We start from the raw sequence: 21495 nt of genomic DNA, 5'->3' as shown, positions 1-21495 counted from the left end.
TTTTTTGTAAAATCAAGCCATTTTAAAAAAGGCTATTTTATGGATTTTAAAGAGCTTGCAAGCAAATACAAAACCCCACTTTACGTTTATGATTTTAACTACATTAAAGAGCGCTATGAGGCGCTAAAAAACGCATTTTACGCTAGAAAATCTCTGGTTTGCTACGCTGTAAAGGCAAACTCAAATTTAAGTGTTTTAAAATTTCTAGCTGATCTTGGAGCAGGATTTGACTGTGTGAGCATTGGCGAGGTCAAAAGGGCGCTTTTAGCTGGAGCTAAGAGATATCAGATCATCTTTAGTGGCGTTGGCAAGAGCGATGAAGAGCTAAAAGAGGCTTTAGAAAATGAAATTTTGCTGATAAATGTTGAGAGCTTTGCCGAACTTTTAAGGCTTGAAAATATCGCAAAAGAGCTAAATTTAAAGGCAAGGATCAGCATCAGGGTAAATCCAGGCGTTGATGCAAAAACTCACCCATATATCTCGACAGGGCTAAATGAAAACAAATTTGGCGTCGATGCGCAGACAGCTAAAAAGATGTATATCCACGCTAAAGCTTCAGAGTTTCTTGAGCCAACTGGCATACACTTTCATATCGGCTCGCAACTAACTTCACTAAGCCCGATAATAGACGCTGCAAAGATCGTAAGCGAGCTTTTAAGAGAGCTAAGAGCGCTTGAGATTGATATCAAATTCTTTGACGTTGGCGGCGGACTTGGCATCATCTATAACGATGAAAAAGAGATAAATTTATACGACTACGCACAAGGAATTTTAGGCGCACTAAAAGGTCAAGATGTAACCATCGTTTGCGAGCCAGGACGCTTTATCGTGGGTAATGCTGGCTACTTTGTAGCAAGCGTTTTATATGAGAAATTTAACGGCAAAAAGAGATTTGTCATCACTGATGGCGCGATGAATGATCTCATAAGACCAAGTCTCTATGGCGCGCATCACAAAATTTTTGCTTACGGCAAGGATGAAAATTTAGGCACTTGCGACGTGGTTGGTCCAGTCTGCGAAAGTGGCGACTTTTTAGCAAAAGATATAGAGCTGCCAGAGTGTAAGAGTGGCGATATCATCGTGGTTAAAGGAGCTGGGGCTTATGGTTTTAGCATGAGTTCAAACTACAACACAAGAAACAGAGCCGCTGAAGTTTGCCTGCTTGATGGCAAAGATAGGCTCATAAGAAGACGCGAGAGTTTCGAGGACGTCGTGGCTTTGGAGAGAGAATTTTTGGAGAGCGCTGATGCAAGAGCTAAATGAGCTTAGAAAAGAGATCGATAGTATCGACGATCTCATTTTAAATAAATTAAATGAGAGGATGAAGCTTGTTGAGCAGATCGGCAAGCTAAAGCAAACGAGCGGGACGCCTATATATCGCCCTGAGCGTGAGCGAGCTATCATAAACCGCCTAACAAGCCTTAGTAAAGAAAAAGCCTTAAATAAGGCTGCGATCGAGGCTATTTATCTTGAAATTTTTGCTGTTAGTAGAAATTTAGAGATGCCTCAAAAGATCGTCTATCTAGGACCTGAGGGTACTTATACGCATCAAGCGGCGCAGAGTAGATTTGGCGCGATGAGTGCATATCTGCCACTTGCTACGATCGAGGCAGTTTTTACGAAACTAGCTCAAAAAGAGGCAAAATATGGCGTCGTGCCTATCGAAAACAACACCGAAGGCGCTGTTGGAGCTACGCTTGATTGTTTGGGTAAATTTGATGATATAAAGATAGTGGCAGAGCTCTACGTAGATATCCACCACAGCTTTGTTAGCATAAATGAAAATTTAAAAGAGATAAAGCGAATTTACTCGCATCCGCAAGGCTACAACCAGTGCCGTAAATTTTTAGAAGATCACCTGCTAAATGAGGTCGAATTTATCCCAGCCAAATCAACCGCCGCAGCCGCATATATGGCATCTATGGATAGAGAATCAGCCGCTATTTGCTCAAAAATCGCAGCTAAAATTTACAATGTGCCAATCGTTTATGAAACAATCGAAGATAATATGGCAAATAGAACGAGATTTCTCATTCTTAGCGATTTTAAAAACGCCAAGGTTGAAAACTCAAAAACTTCGGTACTAGCAAAGACCGATCACCGCCCAGGACGCCTTGCTGATCTGCTTTCTATCTTTAAAAATGAGAATATCAATATCACAAAACTTGAGTCACGTCCTATAAAGCAGCGCGAATTTAAGTCAATTTTTTATCTTGACTTTGAGGGGCATATCGACGATGAGAAGGTGCAAAACGCCTTTGAACTCGCAAAAGAGAGCGGCGCTGAGATAACGTGGCTTGGAAGCTATTTAAACGGAGATGAGTAATGAAATTTAATGACTTTTTAGATGATCTAGTAAATTACGAGGCTGGAAAGCCGATCGAGCTTGTAGTTAGAGAGTTTGGCATCGATGCAAAAGATGTGATAAAGCTAGCGAGCAATGAAAACCCTTTTGGCACTAGCAAACGCGTAGAAGAGGCGCTAAAAGAGGTCGCTAAAAACGCACATCTCTATCCAGACGATAGCTACTTTGAACTAAAAGAGGGGCTGGCTAAGAAATTTGGTGTAACTAGCAAAAATTTAATCATCGGCTCTGGAAGCGATCAGATCATAGAATTTGCACTTCACGCAAAGGCGAACAAGCAAAGCGGCGTTTTGATTGCTGGCGTGACATTTGCGATGTATGAAATTTACGCAAAACAAACTGGGGCTAAAATCTACCGCACAAAGAGCGTGGAGCATAATTTGAGCGAGTTTTTAGAAATTTATAACGCGCACAAAGATGAAATTTCTGTCATTTTTCTTTGCTTGCCAAATAACCCATTAGGCGAGTGCATCGATGCTGACGAGGTCTATAAATTTATAAAAAACATTGATGAAAACACGCTTGTGGTGCTTGATTGTGCCTACAACGAATTTGCTAAATTTAAAGATAGCAAAAAAGAGATAAAGCCAAGCGAGGTGGTAAAATTTAAAAACGTTATCTATCTTGGCACTTTCTCAAAGGCATACGCACTTGGTGGCATGCGCGTGGGATACGGCGTGGCAAATGAAGAGATCATAGGCGCTCTTTCAAAGCTAAGAGCTCCTTTTAATATCACAACACCGAGCTTAAGAGCGGCGATCGTAGCACTTGGTGATGATGAATTTGTGCAAAAAACTATGCAAAACAACTTCGAGCAGATGAAGAGGTATGAGGAATTTGCAAGGCAAAATGGCATTGAGTTTATCCCAAGCTATACAAATTTCATCACATTTAAATTTAATGAGCCAAAATCAAGCCAAATATGCGAAAAGATGCTAAAAAAAGGTATAATTTTACGAGATTTAAAAAGCTATGCCTTAAATGCGGTGAGAATCACCATTGGTCAGGCATGGCAAAACGATAGAGTTTTTGAAGAGTTAAAGCAAATTTTAAAGTAGGGATATGGATTTTAAGGCATTACTTCATCAAATAAGTCAAATTTATCAAAAGCTTTCACTAAAACAAAAGATCGTCGCGGGCAGCTCGATCGTCTTAGTTGTGGCTTTTTTGGTATTTTTAACGCTTTACAAAAGTAAAAGTGATAGCTTTGCAGGATATAGCGTCCTTTTTGAAAACATCAGCCCAAGCGACTCAGCCTTAATAGTCGATCAGCTAAACAAAGATGGTATAAAGTATAAACTAGCAAATGAAGGCACTATCCTTGTGCCAACAAGTGATGTTTATAAAGAGAGGATCGCGGTTGCGACGCTTGGCATACCAAAAGAGAGCAAGATCGGCTTTGAAATTTTTGACAAGCAAGAATTTGGAGCTACTGATGCCGAGCAAAGGGTTAAATTTCAAAGAGCGCTTGAGGGTGAGCTAGCTAGAACGATAGAGAGCCTCTCGTCTATCCAAAAAGCAACCGTAAGAATAGCCATACCTAAAGAGAGTGTATTTACCGAGCGCCAGTCGCTACCGACAGCATCGATCGTAGTCGAGCTAAAGCCAGGCGTCAGCCTAAATGCGAAGCAAATTTTTGGCATTAAAAACCTAGTCGCCGCCTCTGTTACAAATTTAAGCACAGAAAATGTAAAGATAGTAAATCAAGATGGCGTCGCACTTGGCGATGAAGATGGTGAGTTTGATAGTGATGCCATAGCTCAGCAGATCCGTTATAAGCGCGAGTTTGAAAATAATTACGAGCAAAAGATCGTAAATGTCCTAGCTCCTATAGTAGGCGGGGCAGATAAGGTCGTAGCAAAGGTAAATATCGACTTTGACTTTGATAAAAAAGATACAAAAAGCGAGGTTTATGACCCAAATAACGTCGTAAGAAGCGAGAGCAACATCGAAGAAAAGCGTCAAGGCTCAGCTCCAAATGAAGTGGGTGGCGTCCCAGGTGCGGTTAGTAACATAGGTCCAGTTCAAGGACTAGATGATAGCACTTTAAAAGAGCAGTACAACAAAAGCTCACAGCAGACAAACTACGAAATTTCAAAGAAAGTGACAAATGTCAAAGGGCAGTTTGCTAGCATAAACAGAGTAAGCGCAGCTGTCGTTATAGACGGACTTTATCAGAGCAAAAAGGACAAAGATGGCAAGCCAACTGGCGAGCTTGAATTTGCCCCACTTACCAAAGAGCAAAGAGAATCAATCACAAATTTAATCAAACAATCAATCGGCTACAATCAAAATAGAGGCGATGAGGTAAGCTTAGATAACTTCGAGTTTAAAACTGGCAAAGATGTCAGCACTGGCGAGAAGATGGATGGCTTTATGAATAACTACGTGATGCCTTTCTTGCCACTACTAAAATACATCTTTGCAGCACTTCTACTCTACATCTTCTACAAAAAAGTCATCGTGCCATTTATGCAAAAGATGCTTGAAGAGACGAAAGAAGAAGAGGAGCAAGCCCAGGACGATCTTGAAGAGATCGAGATGGATGCTGAAGATACGCTTGAGAAATTTAAAGCCGCTCGCAAGAAGGTCGAGGAGCAGCTTGGACTTAGTGGTGAATTTAACGAGGACGAGCTAAAATACGACGTGCTTCTTGAAAAGATGAAGATAGTAGTCACCGAGCGAAGTGAGGAAATTTCAAATTTACTCCAAGATATGGTTAAAAACGATAGTGACTTTAACATGCGTAAGGAAATTTGATGTCTATAAAACTAACCGATAAGCAAAAGATGATATATGACGATCTTTCGATGCCAGAAAAGATCGCTATTTTACTAATCCAGCTTGGCGAAGAGGCGACAGCTCTTATATTTTCTCATATGGATGTTGATGTCATCACTGAAATTTCAGGCTACATAGCAACTGCAAAAAATATAGACAAGCAAGTAGCAGGTGCTATCTTGGAAGAATTCTACGCTCTCATGCAGTCAAATCAATATATGAGAAGCGGTGGTTTAGAGTATGCAAAAGAAATTTTATACCGCACATTTGGCCCAGAGGCTGCTCAGAAAATTTTAGACAAGCTTGCAAAAAGCATGGAAAACTCAAAGAGCTTTGGCTATCTTGATAAGATAAAACCACAACAGCTCGCAGACTTCATCGTAAAAGAGCACCCTCAAACCATCGCGCTAATCCTTGCCCACATGGACTCAACAAGTGCTGCCGAGACACTAAGCTTCTTCTCAGATGAGCTAAGAAGCGAGGTTGTGATCAGGATGGCAAACCTTGGTGAGATCAGCCCATCAGTCATCAAGCGTGTCTCAACAGTGCTTGAGGGCAAACTTGAAAGCCTCACATCTTACAAGGTCGAGGTTGGTGGCCCAAGAGCCGTGGCAGAAGTGCTTAACAGACTTGGTCAAAAAGCTAGCAAAAGCACCATTGAACGCATCGAACAAAGCGACGATAAGCTTGCTACAACGATCAAAGAGCTTATGTTTACCTTTGAAGATATTATCAACCTTAACGCAACTGCGATTAGAGAAATTCTCAAAAACGTCGATAAAAAGGACCTTATGGTTGCATTTAAGGGCTCAAGTGATGGCATTAAGGATAAATTTTTATCAAATATGTCTCAGCGTGCAGCCGAAGCCTTCAAAGAGGAGATGCAATACCTTGGCGCTGTGCGTGTAAAAGACGTTGAAGAGGCGCAAAGACGCATCGTTGAGGTCGTTCAAGGTCTAGCTGATCAAGGTGTCTTCCAAGTTGGCGAAGCAGATGAGATGATAGAATGAAAAGTAGCGTAATAACAAGTGAGACCTCACCGGCCCACTTTATAGAAAATTATAGATTTAAGGTGCTTGGAAGTAACGAAAGAGCCCAAGATAGCACACCTGTTTTGATAGAAGAAAATAATCTTAGTGAAGAGCTAAATGAACAAAGCTTAGAGCAAGGTGGTGAAAATTTCGCACCTCAGATGCCGCACCCAGTGCAACCAAATATGCAAAATCACTTTGCACCTCAGTCTCAAAATAGCCAAGCTCACCAGCCTGGATTTGACTCTAGCTTTGTCGAGGAGCTGCTTAAAAAGACAGATGAGCTAAGCAGCAACATCATCAAGCTTCAAATGCAAATAGAAAATCAAGAGAGCGAATTTGCAAAGCGTCTTGAAGCTGAGATCGCCCGTGCAAAAGAGGATGGCAAAAACGAAGGCATAGCTCAAACAAATGCTGCAAATGAGGCAAAGATAAAAGAGCTTGAGGCTAAATTTAGTGCCTCAGCTGCAAAACTAGATGAGCAGTACGCTAAATTTGATGAGTTTTTGAAAAAGAGCGAGGAAGAGCTTGGCCAAACTGCGATAAAGATCGCAAAAGAGGTGATAGAAAAAGAGGTCTCAAGCGCATCTAGCCAGATCGCTCATCACCTAGCAAATTCGCTTATAAAAGAGCTAAGCGACGTAAAAAATATAGAAATTCGCGTTAATCCTGAAGATAGCGAGTATCTAAAAGAGCAGTTTAGTAAAAACGAACGCGTAAAAGTAAGCGCTGATGATGCCATAAGCAAAGGTGGCGTAGTGATAATAAGCGAGGGCGGAAACATCGATGCGACGATGCAAACAAGGCTTGAAAAGCTAAAAATGCTGGTAAATAATGAATAAAGACGTTAAAAGCCTAAATGTCGATGAGCTAAACGCGCTTTGCCACGACATCAGAGATAAAATTTTAGCTACCGTTAGTAAAAATGGCGGTCATCTTAGCTCAAATATCGGCGCAGTCGAGATCATCGTTGCGATGCATAAAATTTTTGACGTTACAAAAGATCCGTTTATATTTGATGTGAGCCACCAAAGCTATGCGCACAAGCTACTAACTGGGCGCTGGGATAGCTTTGATACGCTTAGGAAATTTAACGGTATCAGCGGCTACACAAAGCCAAGCGAGAGTAAATTTGACTACTTTGTAGCAGGCCACAGCTCGACGTCCATATCGCTTGCGGTCGGCGCTGCAAAGGCGATCAAGCTAAAAAATGAAGAGCGCTTGCCAGTGGCAGTCATAGGTGATGGCTCACTAAGTGGCGGCATGGCGTACGAGGCGTTAAATGAGCTGGGGGACAGAAAATATCCTTGCGTCATCATCCTAAACGACAACGAGATGAGTATAAGTAAGCCAATAGGCGCGCTTAGCAAGTATCTAAGTCAGATGATGGCTGGGCAGTTTTATCAAAAATTTAAAGGCAGGGTCGAGCGCTTTTTAAGCTACATGCCAGACTCCGCAGCCTACATGGCTAGACGCATGGAGGAGGGCATCAGGCTCATCACTCCTGGCATGTTTTTTGAAGAGCTTGGACTTGAGTATATAGGCCCAGTCGATGGGCACGACCTTTCAGCGCTTCTTAGCACATTTGAAACAGCCAAAAATATGAAAAAGCCAGTCATCGTGCACGTGCAGACGCTAAAGGGTAAAGGGTATGAATTTGCCGAGGGTTACTATGAAAATTGGCATGGAGTTGGGCCGTTTGATCTAAAAAGTGGCGAATTTATCAAAAGACAGTCAAACAAGTCAGCCACGGCGATCTTTAGCGAGCATCTTTTAAAGATGGCAAGAGAGCACAGCGACATCGTTGGCGTAACGGCTGCGATGCCAACAGGCACTGGCATGGACGCGCTCATACATGAGTTTCCAGACCGCTTTTGGGACGTGGCGATAGCCGAGCAGCACGCAGTTACCTCTATGTCGGCCATGGCAAAAGAGGGTTTTAAGCCATTTGTTGCGATATACTCGACCTTTATGCAAAGAGCCTACGATCAGGTCATTCACGACACTTCTATACTAAATTTAAACATAACTTTTGCGATGGATAGGGCGGGCATCGTGGGCGAAGACGGCGAAACGCATCAGGGTGCTTTTGATATTAGCTTTTTAAACGCTGTGCCAAACATGGTTCTTTTTGCTCCAAGGTGCGAAGAGAGCATGAAAAATGTTATGGAATTTGCCTACTCTTACAAAGGTGTCAGCGCGTTTAGATATCCGCGTGGGGCGTTTATCTTAAGAGGTGAGTTTAAGGCTAAGCCGCTAGAGTTTGGCAAGGGTGAAATTTTAGCTGACGCAAAGAGTGACATCGCGTTTTTAGGCTATGGCAACGGCGTTGGCAAGGCAAATTTGGTTAGAAATTTACTATTTGGCAAGCTTGAAGCTATCCTCGTTGATCTAGTCTTTGTAAAGCCACTTGATAGAGAGCTTTTACTGGATCTTGCAAAACGCACTAAAAAGTGGTATATCTTTAGTGATAGCGCTAAAAAAGGCGGTGTTGGCGAGATCGTAAGTGCATTTTTACAAGAAAATGGCATCTCAAATGTAAGCGTTGTTAGCTTTGAATATGACGATAAATTTATCCAGCACGGCTCGACAGCTGAGGTTGAAAAGAGCCTTGGCATAAGCGCTGAGCAAATTACCCAAAAATTACTAGAGAATAATTAATATCATTTAATAAAGAAACGTTTAATATTACTTTTGCTAGCATAAAGCAAAAATTTGTATAGGGGAAAATTATGCAATATGTATCGTTGCTAAAACAGTCTGGGCTTAAAGTAACGCCGCAGCGTCTTAGCGTTTTGAGAATTCTTGATCGTCACACACATCCAACGATCGATGAGCTTTATGATGAAATTTTGAAAGAAAATCCATCAGTTTCGCTCGCAACTGTTTATAAAAACCTAAACACTCTAAAAGATGAGGGTCTTGTGGTTGAAGTAAATATCGTAAATCAAAAGGCGAGATATGACATTTACGAGCATCCGCATATCCACGTGGTTTGCGAAAACTGCGGTAGCGTCGAGGATATGAGCTATGATGACTCAGAGCTTGGCAAATACCAAGAGGCGCTTGAAAAAAAGATCGGTAATATCATCGAGCGCCTAAATATCGTTGCTAGCGTAAAAAGCTGTAAGCACTGCCGATAAGGCAAAATTTATGTTGCATCACGCAACATAAATTTTTTTCTTCATAAAACACTTCAAACAAGCCTGAAATTAGCTTTTTCTCATTATTTTAAGCACTAACTTGCTAAAATAAACAAAAAATTTCGGAGAAAAATGTGGGTTTGGAGATAGAGCGTAAATTTTTACTCAAAAATTCTCAAATTCTAGATTTTCTAAAAGATGCTGGAGTAAGCTTTAAGCACCTTGAAATTTCTCAGTTTTATACCAAGATCACGCAAAATGAAGAGATCCGCTTCAGAAGTGAAGAGGGTAAATTTATAAAAACGATCAAGGTCGGCAAAGGTCTTATAAGAGAAGAAAATGAGGAATTTTGCGAAAAAGCGGAGTTTAAAAAGGCTCTAAAAAACCGCATTGGACGCGTCATCACAAAAGATAGATACATTTTTTGGCTAAACAATAATCCCTGCAACATCGATATTTTTAAAGATGACTTAAATGGGCTTTGCACGTTTGAGATAGAATTTAGTGATGAAAATGAGGCTGTATATTTTAAATTGCCATCATTTTTGGAGCAGTTTTGTAAGGCCGATGTTACCTGCGATAAAAGATATAAAAACAAATTTCTTGCCATTCACGCAAATGAAAATGAACAAATCGACTACAAAAGAGCCTACAATGTCTTTAAAAACAAAGAAATTTCACCAAATTTTACTGCGAATTTAAAAAGTGGCGAGGCACTTAGAGCTTTATTTTTAAGCATATATAAAGATATAAAGAGGCTAAAGAGTGACTATCTGCAAGATCACGACGAAGAAATTTTACACAACCTGCGAGTAAATTTAAGAAAAGTTAGGTCGCTACTTAAAATTTTTAACGGAGTTTTTGATGAGAAGGTGACGCTTTTTTTTGGAGAGAATTTTAAAATTTTGGCAAATTCAACCAACAAAAAGCGAGACTTAGACATATTTTTAGACTTTTTAAGCGAGCAAAAGCACGCAAATGAGCTTATTTACTTTGTGCAAAAGGCTCTAAATTTAGAGTATGAAAACGTTAAAAGTTACCTTAGCGACGAGGAAAACTACGCATTTTTAAAAGAGTGGGAGATATTTTTAAACGAGGGCGAGTTTTACAGGTCAAAGCTCTTTGACGTGAGCCTTTCGCGCCTTGGCTCGTTTAAGCTAAGAACGCTTCTAGTTTTGGCTCAAAAAAGACTAAAAAGCCTAGATCAAGACTGCCCAAATGATAGCTTTCACAAGATCAGGATCGAGCTTAAAAAGGTGAGATATGCCTACGAGTTTTTGAGTGAGATCTTTTATTTTGACGGGATTAAAAAGTATGAAGAGCGGCTAAAAGATATGCAAGAGATATTTGGCGCACTTCAAGACTATGATGTCTGGCTGGGCATCTTAGAGCGCTTGCCAGAGGTTGCCGGCAAAGAAAAACTTGAGAGCAAAATTTACAAACAAATTTACAAAACCAGAGAAGAGATACTAAAAAAGCGGCTTAAATTTATAAAAGCAACTCGCAAGATCTCGCGAAATTTAAAAATTTACTACATATAAAGGTCTAAAATTTATGCAAAAACAAGAAAAAATAGTTGATATGTTTAATCAGATCGCCCCGACTTACGACGTCGCAAACAGGGTGCTAAGCCTTGGCGTGGATGTGAGCTGGAGGAAATTTGCTTGCAGATATATGCTAGAAATTTTTAAAAATAAAAGCATAAATATCGTCGACGTGGCTTGCGGCACTGGCGATATGATGGGGCTTTGGAGTGAAATTTCAAAAGAATTTGATGTGGAGATAAAAAACCTAACTGGCATCGACCCATCAAGCGGTATGCTAAAAGAGGCGAGGGCGAAATTTCCAAATTTTAAATTTATAGAGGCATATGCTGATAATACGACGCTTGCAGGCGGTGAAGCTCAAATTTTAAGTATAAGCTACGGCATCAGAAACGTGGTCGAGCGAAAGGCTGCACTAAGAGAGTTTAATAGGGTCTTGGACAAGGGAGGCTACGTCGTCGTGCTTGAATTTACAAAGCGCCAGAAAAAGGGCTTTATAACTGCGCTAAGAGATTTTTACTTAAGTAAAATTTTGCCAAGTATAGGCGGCTTTATCTCGAAAAACAAAGAGGCATACGAGTATCTGCCAAGCTCGATAGAAAATTTCCTCGATGCAAAGAGCTTTTGCGATGAGCTTGTGGAGGCTGGCTTTGAGATAGAGCTTTGCAAGGGCTTTAGCATGGATATCTCGACACTATTTATCGCCAAAAAGGTCAAAGAGATCAATGCTTAGCGTATCTGAGCTAAACGAAAAAGCAAAGGCACTGCTTGAAGCTACGCTTGACTATGTCGAGGTAAGTGGCGAAATTTCGCGCCTAACAAAGCACGCTTCTGGGCACTGGTACTTCACGCTAAAGGACGAAAAGTCAAGTATCTCAGCTGTGATGTATCGTATGAATAACCAAAAGGTAAAATTCCTGCCAAAAGAGGGACTAAAGGTCAAAATTTATGGCAAAGTGACCATTTATTCGCCAAGTGGGTCGTATCAGCTAGTGGCTAGTGCTATGTTGCCAGATGGTGAGGGCGAGCTTGAGCTTGCGTTTAGACAGCTTAAAGAAAAGCTCGAAAACGAGGGGCTTTTTGACATCGGCGCAAAAAAAGAGATATCAAATTTACCTAAAAAAATAGCCCTTGTCACAAGCGCCACTTCAGCAGCACTTCAGGATATGCTAAAAGTCGTCACGAGCCGCTGGAGGCTAAGTGAAATTTATATATTTGACGCGCTAACTCAGGGCGAAAGTGCTCCAAGCTCGCTTATAAAAGCCTTGCGAAGGGCCGATAAATACGGCGTTGATGTGATCGTTTTGGCTCGTGGAGGCGGCAGCAAAGAGGATCTTTGGTGCTTTAACGACGAGGGTCTAGCACGTGAAATTTACGCTACCAAAACGCCAGTCATAAGCGCTATCGGACATGAGATCGACTACGTTATAAGTGACTTTGTGGCAGACCGCAGATCGCTTACGCCAAGTGCAGCCATGCTTGATCTATTGCCTGATGAAGAGGCGTTTTTCCAGTATCTTGATAGGCTCAGCGACGATCTTGATAGCGCATTAAATTTAAAGATCACAAAGAAGCAAAATCTGCTAAATTTACTACTTTCTAAATTTTCATCAAACGCCCTAAAAGCTAGGATCGAGCTAAAATTTAGCGAGGTGGCAAACAAGCAAAATGCCCTAACAAACGCCGTGCAAAGAAAGCTCTTGCTTCTTGGCTCAGCTCTTGGCTCGCTTGAGAAGGCTTATGAGATGAGGGAGCTCTTTTTTGAGAGCACGAAGGGGCTTATCGAGGTTAGAAAAGATGGCAAGAGGGCTGATCTTAGGGATTTAAATTTGAATGATGAGATCGAGCTTATCTCGCAAAATACACATAAAAAAGCAATTATCAAGGAGTAAAAATGAGTAGAAAAATCAACTTTAGCGCAGGCCCAAGCGCGATACCATTAGATGTTTTAGAGCACGCAAAAGCCGAATTTACCGACTACAGAGGCGAGGGCTACTCGATCATGGAGATCAGCCACAGAAGCAAGACCTTTGAGGAGATCCACTTTGGCGCGATGGATAAGATAAGAAAGCTTTATGGCATCGGCGATGAGTATGAAATTTTATTTTTGCAAGGCGGCGCACACTTGCAATTTAGCATGATACCGATGAATTTATATCAAGGTGGCAAGGCCGAGTACGCAAATACTGGCGTTTGGACAAACAAAGCGATCAAAGAGGCTAAAGTGCTTGGCGTAAATGTAGATGTCGTTGCAAGCAGCGAGGATGAGAATTTCTCTTACATACCTGAGTTTAAATTTAGCGATGACGCCGACTACGCCTACATCTGCTCAAATAACACGATTTATGGCACGCAGTATAAGGCTATGCCAAAGACCAAATCGCCCCTAGTTGTCGATGCTTCGAGCGACTTTTTTGCTAGACCGCTTGATTTTAGCAGTATTGGCTTGCTATACGGCGGCGCTCAGAAAAATGCAGGCCCAAGCGGCGTGACTATCGTCATTTTAAGAAAAGATCTAGTTGATCGCGTGAGCAGCCAAAACGTCCCTATGTTTTTACGCTACAAAACGCACGTAGAGGCAAACTCACTTTACAACACACCGCCAACTTTTGGAATTTATCTTTTAAATTTAACCATGCAGCACCTACTAGATCTTGGCGGACTTGCCGAGGTTGAGAAGATAAATGCCAAAAAAGCAAGCACGCTTTATAGCATAATAGACGGCTCAAATGGCTTTTACGTGGGACATGCCAAAAAATCAAGCAGATCAGATATGAACGTGAGCTTTACGATACCAAAAGATCATGCGCTTGAGCCAGTTTTTGTCGAAGAAGCGCTAAAAGAGGGCATGCTTGGACTAAAAGGTCACAGACATCTTGGCGGCATAAGAGCCTCTATCTATAACGCCGTTAGTCAAAGCGACGTCGAGAAACTTGGCGAGTTTATGAGAGAATTTGCCAGAAAGCACGGCTAATGAATAAGGCAAAAAAAGCTTACGATGAAATTCCTTATTTCTCAGCTGCATTTAGCGACTGCTCGCCTGTTAGGATAGAGGCGGTTGCTAAATTTCTAGGGCTAAAGGCGGCAAATTTAAAAGACGCTAGAGTGCTTGAGCTTGGTTCATCATACGGTGGCAACATCTTGCCATTTGCAGCTTCGCACAAAGAGGCAAAGGTCGTTGGCATCGACATCTCAAGCCACCAAGTAGAAGAGGGCAACAAGATCGCAAAGAAGATGAATTTAGAAAATTTCACCCTTCTTGAGCGCGACTTTTTGCATATGAATGAGCACGATATCAAAGAGCTTGGCGAGTTTGACTACATCATCGCTCACGGCGTTTATAGTTGGGTGAGCCCAAACGTGAGAGACGCGCTACTTGCAACGATAAAGGCGCTACTTAGCAAAGATGGCATCGCCTACGTCTCTTATAACACCTACCCAGGCTGGAAGAGCCTTGATATCTTAAGAGATTTCATGCTCTTTGCGAGCGCAAATAGGGGCGATAAAGACTCACTTCCTCACGTCAAAGAAGAGTTAAATTTCTTGCAGGATTATTTGAAATTTAGCCTGCAAAACCAAAGCGACGTTGTCTATAAAGACAGCATGAAGCTACTTTTGACGCAGTTAAATTTCTTGCAAGGCATCATCGCAAAGGGTAGCGACTACTATATCTTGCACGACTTTTTGGAGGCGAGTAACGAGCCAACTTACTTTCATAAATTTGCTAGACACATCGATAAACACGGACTTTGCTACGTCATAGACGCCTCACTAAACGATATCTTTGCAAGCTCGACCGGGATTTACCGATTTGACGCGCACATCGAGCAAAGCTACAACACTCGTATCAAAAAAGAGCAGCTAAACGACTTTTTGTTTAATAGATCCTTTAGAAAAAGCCTCATCGCTCACAAAGAAAGGCTAAATGGCACTGATGACTTTGACGCGGTGCTTGGAGAGAGCGAGCTAAATAGCCTAAATTTTGCCTACTTTAGCGAGCAACCAAGGACAAAAACGCAAGAAATTTTAAGCAAAGCTTATCCACAAAGCCTAAATTTAGACGAGGTCAAAGCCGCTCTTGGTGAAAGCGAGAGCGAGGGCTTTATGGGACTACTTGAAATTTTAAATGATCAAAACACTAAAATTTCATCATCAAAACTTATTACGCTTGATTATGAGCCTAAAAAAACTAGGCTAAAGCCTATGGCAGCGGCATATCTGGGCTATTTTCTAAATACTAGCTCGTCAGTCATCTCGCTCGCTAATGAGCTAAATGGCAAGCTTAGCTTAAGCGTTGAAGAGATCAAAGCCGCCTTGAAATTTGACGGCAAGGCTAGCTTTAAAGAGATTGCAAAGGGCGTAAATTTAAGCGAAGATGAGCTAAAAGAGCTTGCTTTTAAACTAAGCGAAGCCTACTTTTTTGAAGAAATTTAAAAAAAGAGCGTGGCAAATTTAGCCATGCTCTTACTCAAAAAACATATCTTTTAATATCAAACATATCATCGCTATGTAAAAGACCAAAAACCATTTTTTAAGTGTTTTTTTGTCGGTATTTTGCGTCTTTTTGGTGCCAAAGTATGCGCCTATTAGCGAGCCAAGGCCTAAAAATGCGCCCTCAGCGTATGAGATATGGCCATTTAGCGAGAGTGAGATGAAGCCCGCGATGGCTGCAAACATAACGAAAAATACGCCCATTGAGACCGCTTTTTTTAGCTCGTAGCGTAAAAAGCCTACCAAGATAGGAGCGATAAATACGCCTCCGCCGATGCCGATACTAATGGCAAAAACGCCAACAAAAACGCCAACTAAAAATAGCAAAAAGAGCGAATTATTTGCATTTGAGCCGTCGCTGTTTGGTGAAAAGTATAGTTTTATAAGCGAAAAGACAAATGTTGCTAGAAGCATAGACTCAAGTAAGAGTGCAGGCGCGTGCGATACGATGATACCACTAAAACTTGCTCCCACAAGACCCCCAAGCCCCAAAAATACGCCGCGGTTTAGCTTTAAAAGTCCAGCTTTGTAGTTTAGATACGAGCCAAATGTCGCGCTAAAGATCATCTGCATGACGCTTATGCCAATGGCATCTTTGACGCCGTATCCAAAGGCAACCATGATAGGAACGACGACTGTGCCGCCACCGATGCCAAAAAATCCAGCTATGTAACCAACGCCGATACCTAATATAAAAAGTTCTACAAAAAGCATTTTTTCTCCCTTGACTGGTGCAAATTTTAGCCAAGGGGCTCTTAAAAAAATAGTAAAAAAGGCGTAAATTTAAAAATTTAGCCAAAATTCTAAAAAATAAAAGCGAAAATTTTTTATAATCAATAAAAATTTAAAAGGAAAAAGATGCTCTTAGAACAACCACTTTTTTATTATGAAGCGATCAGAGAGAAATTTAAAAATAGCTACCTTGCTGAAGACAAGACACAGACGATAATCGGCATCGACTGCGAATATATCGACGAAAAAGATATGGACTTTTACGGACTTAGAAGCTACTTTGATACTAATCGTAACAAATCGCTCGCACCCTTTGCTGGGCTTTTTGGCGTTTTTGCTTATGATGGCGTGAGATATTTCGAGTATATCGGCGAAGGGAAAACTAAAAAATATGAATTTCCAAAATTTATCTATGCCGATGCTAAAGCATATCTGCACTTTGATAAGATGAGTAAAATTTACACTTTTTATGGAGATAAAGAGAGGTATTATGACTTTTTGTTAAATTTAAAGGCAGAGCACAGGGGCGAAAAAGAGTGTGAATTTAGCATAAAAACTGATCTTAGTGAAGAAAAGAAACACTTTGAAAAAATGGTTGAGGTGGCAAAAGAGTATATAAGAAGCGGTGATGTCTTTCAAGTGGTGCTTGGCGAGCTACTTGAAATTTCAACGAATATGAGCAGTTTGGACTTTTATAAAAGGCTAGCCACTGCAAATCCAAGCCCATATATGTTTCATTTTCCTACGCCTTATGGCGATGTGGTTGGCTCGTCGCCTGAGCTTGTTTTTGAGATGAAAGGGGAGCAAATTTTTGTAGCGCCGATCGCTGGCACAAGGCCAAGAGGCGGTGACGCAAACGCTGATGCGGCACTTGAAAATGAGCTTTTAAGTGACGAAAAGGAGCTCGCTGAGCACAAGATGCTAATCGATCTTGCCAGAAACGACATCGGCAGGGTTTCAGAGCCAAAGAGTGTGGTCGTGAAAAATGCGATGCATATTCAGAAATTTGAAAAAGTGATGCACATCGTTAGCGACGTCTATGGCAAGTGCGCTAGAGAGCTTAATCTCTTTGACGTGCTAGCTAGCATCTTCCCGGCTGGCACGTTAAGCGGTGCGCCAAAGATCAGAGCGATGCAGATAATCAATGAGCTTGAAATTTTTGAGCGAAATATCTATGGCGGAGGCATTGGATTTTTGCATTTTAACGGCGACGCACAAGTGGCGATCCTCATCCGCTCAGCCATCTTTGTGCCAGCTAAAAACGGCTTTAGCGACGTCTTTGTCGGAGCTGGAGCTGGCATAGTCTATGACTCAAAAAGCGAAAAAGAGTACGCTGAAATTTGCCACAAAAGAGCCAGCGTGGTAAATGTCTTTAAAAACAGCGCAAAAGAGGTTTAAATTTACAAAGTAGGAGGCTTTCATGCCAGGGCAAAATTTAATCCTAGCCATAACGATTTTTGTTTTTATATGTGCATGCTTTATGGCGTATAGGGACAATAAAAAGAATTTGCAAAAAGATAAATAATTAAATTTGCAAGGTGGCAAATCAATTTGCAAGAGCAAATTTGCGTTGTTTGGCTTTAAAAAGAATAACTAATGCTAAGATAAATTTATCCTAGCTGTAACGACCCTATTTTAGTAGGCACACTAAACCGCTAGCAAGATGAAATTTAGCTTTGATGATCGTATCCAGACAAATGTGGTGGCAAATTTCACGCAAATTTATGAGTATGAAAATTTACATATCAAAAAGGGCGAGCGTCTAGGAATTTCGAGCTTGGCTCAAACATTGTCATACTTGGCGAGAAATGCAACCAAGTATAATCTCTTTGAAAATAAAGAGCTAAAATTTACTGAGGCGATCAGACTTATAAAATAAATACGCTAAGCATATAGGTAAATTTTTATACTTGGTCAATGTTGTTTATTAGGATTGGTCTATTTGCCTAAACTTTGGTGGTGTTTTCACGTGTTCATTATATAAACCTAAAACAGTATCACAGTTTTTGATCCATAAACTCATAGTATTTAAAATTTATCATAGACGTGAAAGCTTGTAAGAGATAGTGAGCGCATTATTTTATCTATCGAAATTTCTCTAGGCTTTACTTTTTCTTAAGACTGAATTGGCTCATAAGATTATGACTTATCGTATTTTTAAAAGAATTTTATTAACTTGCAACAAAGAAGTTTAAATTTGCCTTGCAATCCAAGGCTTGAATATTTTATGTATAAATTTTAGCTATTTAGCCCAAAAAGGGCTAAATTTAGACATTAAACCTAAAGTGCATCACGTCGCCATCTTGCACGACGTAGTCCTTGCCTTCAAGTCTCATCTTGCCAGCCTCTTTAGCTCCGTTTTCGCCGCCATGTGCGATGTAGTCATCATAGCTTATCACTTCAGCTCTGATAAAGCCCCTCTCAAAGTCATTGTGGATGACGCTTGCTGCCTTTGGCGCTTTCCAGCCATTTGTGATCGTCCAAGCCCTAACTTCCACGACGCCAGCGGTGAAATAGCTTATCAAATTTAGCTTTGCAAAAGACGTTTTGATGATCTTTTCAAGGCCGCTCTCGCTCGTGCCAAGAGATGCTAAAAACTCATGTGCCTCTTCGTCGCTTAGACCTATTAGCTCCTCTTCGACCTTGGCGCAAAGCTTGATCACCTCGTGGTCTGAGGCCTTAGCATACTCTTTTAGCGCTTTTACAAATTTATTATCTTCGCTAAGACCCTCTTCATCGACATTTGCGCCATAAACTACCTCTTTAGCGCTTAGAAGTCTTAGCTCTTTGTTGAGCGCTAAAAATGCCTCGCTATCTCTTTGCTCAAAGCTACTTGCGCTTTTGCCATCATTTAGGTGAGCTAAAAGTAAATTTGCTATCTCAAGCGCTTCTTTAGCGCCCTTTGCGTTTGCTTTTGCTTCTCTTGTGAGCTTTTCTATCTTTTTGTTTAGCTGCTCGATGTCAGCTAGTATTAGCTCGGTTTGGATGATCTCTATGTCTCTTACTGGATCGACGCTGCCCTCGACGTGAGTGATGTTTTCGTCCTCAAAGCAGCGAACTATGTGCAAAATAAGCTCAGTCTCTCTGATGTTTGATAAAAATTTATTGCCAAGTCCCTCGCCAGAGCTAGCCCCTTTTACAAGGCCTGCGATATCTACGAATTCGATGGTTGAATATTGAATTTTATTAGGACTAACTATCTTTGCAAGCTCGTTTAAGCGTTTATCAGGCACTGGCACGATGGCTTTGTTTGGCTCGATAGTGCAAAACGGATAGTTCGCACTCTCGGCGTTTTGCGCCTTTGTAAGTGCGTTAAATGTCGTTGATTTGCCCACATTTGGTAGGCCTACTATTCCAACTGAAAGTCCCATCAATTCTCCTTGCTAAGTGCTTGTAAAAAGTATAAATTCATTCTCACGCCAGCCCCACTCGCACCTGCTTGGTTGTATCCCCAAGCCTTTTCGCGGTATGCTGGGCCTGCGATATCAAGGTGTAGCCACTTATCTTTATACTCATCTTTGATAAATTTAGCTAAAAACATGCTAGCTGTGATCGCGCCGCCATATCTGCTTGAGGCGCAGTTGCTAACGTCTGCGATCTGGCTTTTGATAAGCTCGCTAAGATAAGGGTTAAAATCAAGCGTAGTCGCTAACTCGCCGCTATCTTTTATCTTGTTTTTAAACTCGCTTTTTAGGCTCTCGCTGTTGCCCATGATGCCTGTTGTGTATTCGCCAAGTCCCACGACGCAAGCGCCAGTTAGGGTTGCCATGTCGATTAGGATGTCTGGCTTAAAGTCTTGTGCGTAGCTTAGGCAGTCAGCCAGCACTAAACGCCCCTCTGCGTCAGTGTTTCTCACCTCTATGCTAACGCCACTTCTTGAAATAAGCACGTCATCAGGCTTATAAGCGTTGCCACCGATCATATTTTCAGTCGCACCCAAAATGGCGTGAATTTCAAATGGTAAATTTAGCTCCGCTGCACCTTTTATGATGCCAAGAGCTGCTGCTGCACCGCTTTTGTCTGATTTCATAGTAAGCATATAATCAGCCGGCTTCAAGCTAAGGCCGCCGCTATCGTATGTTAGCCCTTTGCCGACAAAGATGATGCGTTTTTTAGACTTTTTAGGCTTGTAGGTTAGGTGGATGAGCCTTGGTTTATGCACGCTTGCGCGATTTACCGCCAAAAATGCGTTCATATTCTCTTTAGCTAGAAATTTCTCGTCATAGACCTCGCACTTTATACTTGCGATGTTTTTGGCTAAATTTAAAGCGTCCTCGGCCATCTTTTGTGGGGTATAAATTTCTGGAATTTCATTTACGATATCTTTTGTGAAATTTGTAGCACTTGCTATTATCTCTGCCTCTTTAAAGCCCTCATTTGCAGCTTTTAGATCGACTTTTTTGCCAGCAAATTCTTCAGTAGAAAAGATGATCTCTTTAAGGGTGTATTTCTCTTTTTTTTCTTTATATTTGTTAAATTCATAGCTTCCAAGCAAAAAGCCCTCAGCTAACGCCTCAAAGCTTAGCCTTTGGTACTCCGCTACGTAAGAAGCTAGCTTTATACTCTTGATGTTTAGTGATTTTAGTGCGTTATAAGCTTTAGCAGCTGCAACCCTAAGCTCGTCAAGATCAAGCTTAGAAAGTGGCACGTAAGCTCTTTTTGCCTCGCTTAGGACAAGGACGCTATCGCCTTTGTAATTGTTAAATTTAATAGCCTCTTTATCGCCTATAAATTTATGTTTTAACTCCTTATCTACTACGAAAATTAGTTCAATATCAGCTTTTATATCTTTTAATTTTTTATCAACTATTTGAAACTGCATGTCTTCTGTCTCTCCTTTCGTTTAAAATTTTATTTTCGATGCGCTTAAATGTATATATCAAAAGCCCCATAAATATAGCAACCACTGGGATAGCGACATACCAGTGCTCTTTTGCTTTTTGAAGCAGCACTAATATATGCTCGCCAAGTATCCAAGCAGGTATGGTGGTGATCGCCGCCCAGCACCAAGCGCTGATCAAATTTATAAAGGCGTATTTTTTAGCATCATAGCCGGTAAGTCCTATGCAAAGCGGTATGATGACACGAAAGCCATACATATAGCGTTGCAAAAAGATGATCGGCCAGCCGTATTTTTTCAGCATTATATGCGCCACTGCAAATTTTCTCCGCTGCGTGTGAAGCCTTTTGGCGATGTATTTTTTATTGTAACGGCCAAGGTAGAAGTAAATTTGATCTCCCACAAAGCCTCCAAGTCCAGCCACAAAGATAGCAAGCGCGATGTGCATGTGCGTGGTGTGAGCGAGAATTCCAGCCATTATTAAGGCCATCTCGCCCTCCATGATACACCAGACAAAAAGTATGATGTAGCCGTACTCTTTAAGCAGTTCTATAAAAAACTCTTCCAT

At 41.3% G+C, this 21495-nt stretch carries 19 protein-coding genes; 15 read left to right on the top strand and 4 right to left on the bottom strand.

The features are described 5' to 3' along the window. Nucleotides 1–39 precede the first annotated feature (39 nt). The 13 genes from lysA to CVT00_RS07170 all read left to right on the top strand — a co-directional run bounded on the left by lysA (nucleotide 40) and on the right by CVT00_RS07170 (nucleotide 15298). Entirely contained in the window at nucleotides 40–1263 is a 1224-nt protein-coding gene (gene lysA / locus CVT00_RS07230) for a diaminopimelate decarboxylase (protein ID WP_103558759.1), read from the top strand. Beyond that, the gene (pheA, locus tag CVT00_RS07225; protein WP_107914587.1) at nucleotides 1247–2326 is read left to right on the top strand and encodes a prephenate dehydratase; all 1080 of its coding nucleotides are present in this window, start codon (nucleotides 1247–1249) and stop codon (nucleotides 2324–2326) included. Before lysA ends, pheA begins: the two co-directional genes overlap by 17 nt. After that, nucleotides 2326–3423: a histidinol-phosphate transaminase gene (hisC, locus tag CVT00_RS07220; protein ID WP_103558757.1), complete on the top strand. Its 1098-nt coding sequence runs from the start codon at nucleotides 2326–2328 to the stop codon at nucleotides 3421–3423. The genes pheA and hisC overlap by 1 nt, the downstream gene beginning before the upstream one ends. Nucleotides 3424–3427: 4 nt before the next feature. Continuing rightward, nucleotides 3428–5125: a flagellar basal-body MS-ring/collar protein FliF gene (gene fliF, locus CVT00_RS07215; protein WP_103558756.1), complete on the top strand. Its 1698-nt coding sequence runs from the start codon at nucleotides 3428–3430 to the stop codon at nucleotides 5123–5125. Continuing rightward, the gene (gene fliG / locus CVT00_RS07210) at nucleotides 5125–6156 is read left to right on the top strand and encodes a flagellar motor switch protein FliG (protein ID WP_012001435.1); all 1032 of its coding nucleotides are present in this window, start codon (nucleotides 5125–5127) and stop codon (nucleotides 6154–6156) included. The genes fliF and fliG overlap by 1 nt, the downstream gene beginning before the upstream one ends. Next, nucleotides 6153–7019 (top strand): flagellar assembly protein FliH, encoded by an 867-nt coding sequence (gene fliH, locus CVT00_RS07205; RefSeq protein WP_107914585.1) that lies wholly within the window; start codon nucleotides 6153–6155, stop codon nucleotides 7017–7019. The genes fliG and fliH overlap by 4 nt, the downstream gene beginning before the upstream one ends. Next, nucleotides 7012–8838 carry a 1-deoxy-D-xylulose-5-phosphate synthase gene (dxs, locus tag CVT00_RS07200; protein ID WP_103558754.1) on the top strand — a complete coding sequence of 609 codons (1827 nt, stop codon included), beginning with the start codon at nucleotides 7012–7014 and terminating at the stop codon, nucleotides 8836–8838. The genes fliH and dxs overlap by 8 nt, the downstream gene beginning before the upstream one ends. Before the next feature lie 71 nt (nucleotides 8839–8909). Further along, a complete protein-coding gene (locus CVT00_RS07195) occupies nucleotides 8910–9320 on the top strand; it encodes a Fur family transcriptional regulator (protein ID WP_009294652.1) in 411 nt (136 codons plus the stop codon). 134 nt (nucleotides 9321–9454) lie between these two features. Beyond that, a complete protein-coding gene (locus CVT00_RS07190) occupies nucleotides 9455–10861 on the top strand; it encodes a CHAD domain-containing protein (protein WP_230853737.1) in 1407 nt (468 codons plus the stop codon). Nucleotides 10862–10874: 13 nt separating this feature from the next. Then, nucleotides 10875–11597 carry a bifunctional demethylmenaquinone methyltransferase/2-methoxy-6-polyprenyl-1,4-benzoquinol methylase UbiE gene (ubiE, locus tag CVT00_RS07185; protein WP_103558753.1) on the top strand — a complete coding sequence of 241 codons (723 nt, stop codon included), beginning with the start codon at nucleotides 10875–10877 and terminating at the stop codon, nucleotides 11595–11597. Continuing rightward, a complete protein-coding gene (gene xseA / locus CVT00_RS07180; RefSeq protein WP_107914584.1) occupies nucleotides 11590–12756 on the top strand; it encodes an exodeoxyribonuclease VII large subunit in 1167 nt (388 codons plus the stop codon). The genes ubiE and xseA overlap by 8 nt, the downstream gene beginning before the upstream one ends. A gap of 2 nt (nucleotides 12757–12758) precedes the next feature. Further along, nucleotides 12759–13838 carry a phosphoserine transaminase gene (gene serC / locus CVT00_RS07175; protein WP_107914582.1) on the top strand — a complete coding sequence of 360 codons (1080 nt, stop codon included), beginning with the start codon at nucleotides 12759–12761 and terminating at the stop codon, nucleotides 13836–13838. Continuing rightward, entirely contained in the window at nucleotides 13838–15298 is a 1461-nt protein-coding gene (locus tag CVT00_RS07170; protein WP_103558750.1) for a class I SAM-dependent methyltransferase, read from the top strand. The genes serC and CVT00_RS07170 overlap by 1 nt, the downstream gene beginning before the upstream one ends. 30 nt (nucleotides 15299–15328) lie before the next feature. On the opposite strand, the gene CVT00_RS07165 is transcribed toward CVT00_RS07170, so the two are convergent. Then, nucleotides 15329–16069 (bottom strand): sulfite exporter TauE/SafE family protein, encoded by a 741-nt coding sequence (locus tag CVT00_RS07165; protein WP_103558749.1) that lies wholly within the window; start codon nucleotides 16067–16069, stop codon nucleotides 15329–15331. Between the two features lie 144 nt (nucleotides 16070–16213). Here CVT00_RS07165 and CVT00_RS07160 point away from each other — a divergent pair, with 144 nt between their 5' ends. After that, the gene (locus CVT00_RS07160; protein WP_103558748.1) at nucleotides 16214–17485 is read left to right on the top strand and encodes an anthranilate synthase component I family protein; all 1272 of its coding nucleotides are present in this window, start codon (nucleotides 16214–16216) and stop codon (nucleotides 17483–17485) included. Between the two features lie 265 nt (nucleotides 17486–17750). Next, nucleotides 17751–17966, top strand: coding sequence for a hypothetical protein (locus tag CVT00_RS07155; protein WP_230853736.1), 216 nt, complete (start codon nucleotides 17751–17753; stop codon nucleotides 17964–17966). Nucleotides 17967–18354: 388 nt separating this feature from the next. On the opposite strand, the gene ychF is transcribed toward CVT00_RS07155, so the two are convergent. From ychF to CVT00_RS07140, 3 genes are read right to left on the bottom strand one after another with little or no spacing between them, the layout of a single operon-like run. After that, nucleotides 18355–19458, bottom strand: a complete 1104-nt coding sequence (gene ychF, locus CVT00_RS07150; protein ID WP_009294641.1) for a redox-regulated ATPase YchF — start codon at nucleotides 19456–19458, stop codon at nucleotides 18355–18357. Continuing rightward, nucleotides 19458–20909, bottom strand: a complete 1452-nt coding sequence (locus CVT00_RS07145) for a leucyl aminopeptidase (protein WP_103558747.1) — start codon at nucleotides 20907–20909, stop codon at nucleotides 19458–19460. The genes ychF and CVT00_RS07145 overlap by 1 nt, the downstream gene beginning before the upstream one ends. Beyond that, nucleotides 20890–21495 carry a DedA family protein gene (locus CVT00_RS07140; RefSeq protein ID WP_021083652.1) on the bottom strand — a complete coding sequence of 202 codons (606 nt, stop codon included), beginning with the start codon at nucleotides 21493–21495 and terminating at the stop codon, nucleotides 20890–20892. Before CVT00_RS07140 ends, CVT00_RS07145 begins: the two co-directional genes overlap by 20 nt.

Source organism: Campylobacter concisus (assembly GCF_003048675.2).
Taxonomy (GTDB): Bacteria; Campylobacterota; Campylobacteria; order Campylobacterales; family Campylobacteraceae; genus Campylobacter_A; species Campylobacter_A concisus_F.
The sequence above is the reverse complement of the archived record's forward strand: the minus strand, read 5'-3'. Positions and strand labels throughout refer to the sequence as shown.

What these genes read in the sequence shown, in the direction of transcription:
- xseA (WP_107914584.1), top strand. Translation starts at nt 11,590, where the DNA reads ATGCTTAGCGTATCTGAGCTAAACGAAAAAGCAAAGGCACTGCTTGAA.
- ychF (WP_009294641.1), bottom strand. Translation starts at nt 19,458, where the DNA reads ATGGGACTTTCAGTTGGAATAGTAGGCCTACCAAATGTGGGCAAATCA.
- dxs (WP_103558754.1), top strand. Translation starts at nt 7,012, where the DNA reads ATGAATAAAGACGTTAAAAGCCTAAATGTCGATGAGCTAAACGCGCTT.
- pheA (WP_107914587.1), top strand. Translation starts at nt 1,247, where the DNA reads ATGCAAGAGCTAAATGAGCTTAGAAAAGAGATCGATAGTATCGACGAT.
- CVT00_RS07165 (WP_103558749.1), bottom strand. Translation starts at nt 16,069, where the DNA reads ATGCTTTTTGTAGAACTTTTTATATTAGGTATCGGCGTTGGTTACATA.
- hisC (WP_103558757.1), top strand. Translation starts at nt 2,326, where the DNA reads ATGAAATTTAATGACTTTTTAGATGATCTAGTAAATTACGAGGCTGGA.
- CVT00_RS07195 (WP_009294652.1), top strand. Translation starts at nt 8,910, where the DNA reads ATGCAATATGTATCGTTGCTAAAACAGTCTGGGCTTAAAGTAACGCCG.
- CVT00_RS07155 (WP_230853736.1), top strand. Translation starts at nt 17,751, where the DNA reads ATGAAATTTAGCTTTGATGATCGTATCCAGACAAATGTGGTGGCAAAT.
- CVT00_RS07140 (WP_021083652.1), bottom strand. Translation starts at nt 21,495, where the DNA reads ATGGAAGAGTTTTTTATAGAACTGCTTAAAGAGTACGGCTACATCATA.
- fliH (WP_107914585.1), top strand. Translation starts at nt 6,153, where the DNA reads ATGAAAAGTAGCGTAATAACAAGTGAGACCTCACCGGCCCACTTTATA.
- fliG (WP_012001435.1), top strand. Translation starts at nt 5,125, where the DNA reads ATGTCTATAAAACTAACCGATAAGCAAAAGATGATATATGACGATCTT.
- CVT00_RS07160 (WP_103558748.1), top strand. Translation starts at nt 16,214, where the DNA reads ATGCTCTTAGAACAACCACTTTTTTATTATGAAGCGATCAGAGAGAAA.
- fliF (WP_103558756.1), top strand. Translation starts at nt 3,428, where the DNA reads ATGGATTTTAAGGCATTACTTCATCAAATAAGTCAAATTTATCAAAAG.
- CVT00_RS07170 (WP_103558750.1), top strand. Translation starts at nt 13,838, where the DNA reads ATGAATAAGGCAAAAAAAGCTTACGATGAAATTCCTTATTTCTCAGCT.
- ubiE (WP_103558753.1), top strand. Translation starts at nt 10,875, where the DNA reads ATGCAAAAACAAGAAAAAATAGTTGATATGTTTAATCAGATCGCCCCG.
- CVT00_RS07145 (WP_103558747.1), bottom strand. Translation starts at nt 20,909, where the DNA reads ATGCAGTTTCAAATAGTTGATAAAAAATTAAAAGATATAAAAGCTGAT.
- lysA (WP_103558759.1), top strand. Translation starts at nt 40, where the DNA reads ATGGATTTTAAAGAGCTTGCAAGCAAATACAAAACCCCACTTTACGTT.
- serC (WP_107914582.1), top strand. Translation starts at nt 12,759, where the DNA reads ATGAGTAGAAAAATCAACTTTAGCGCAGGCCCAAGCGCGATACCATTA.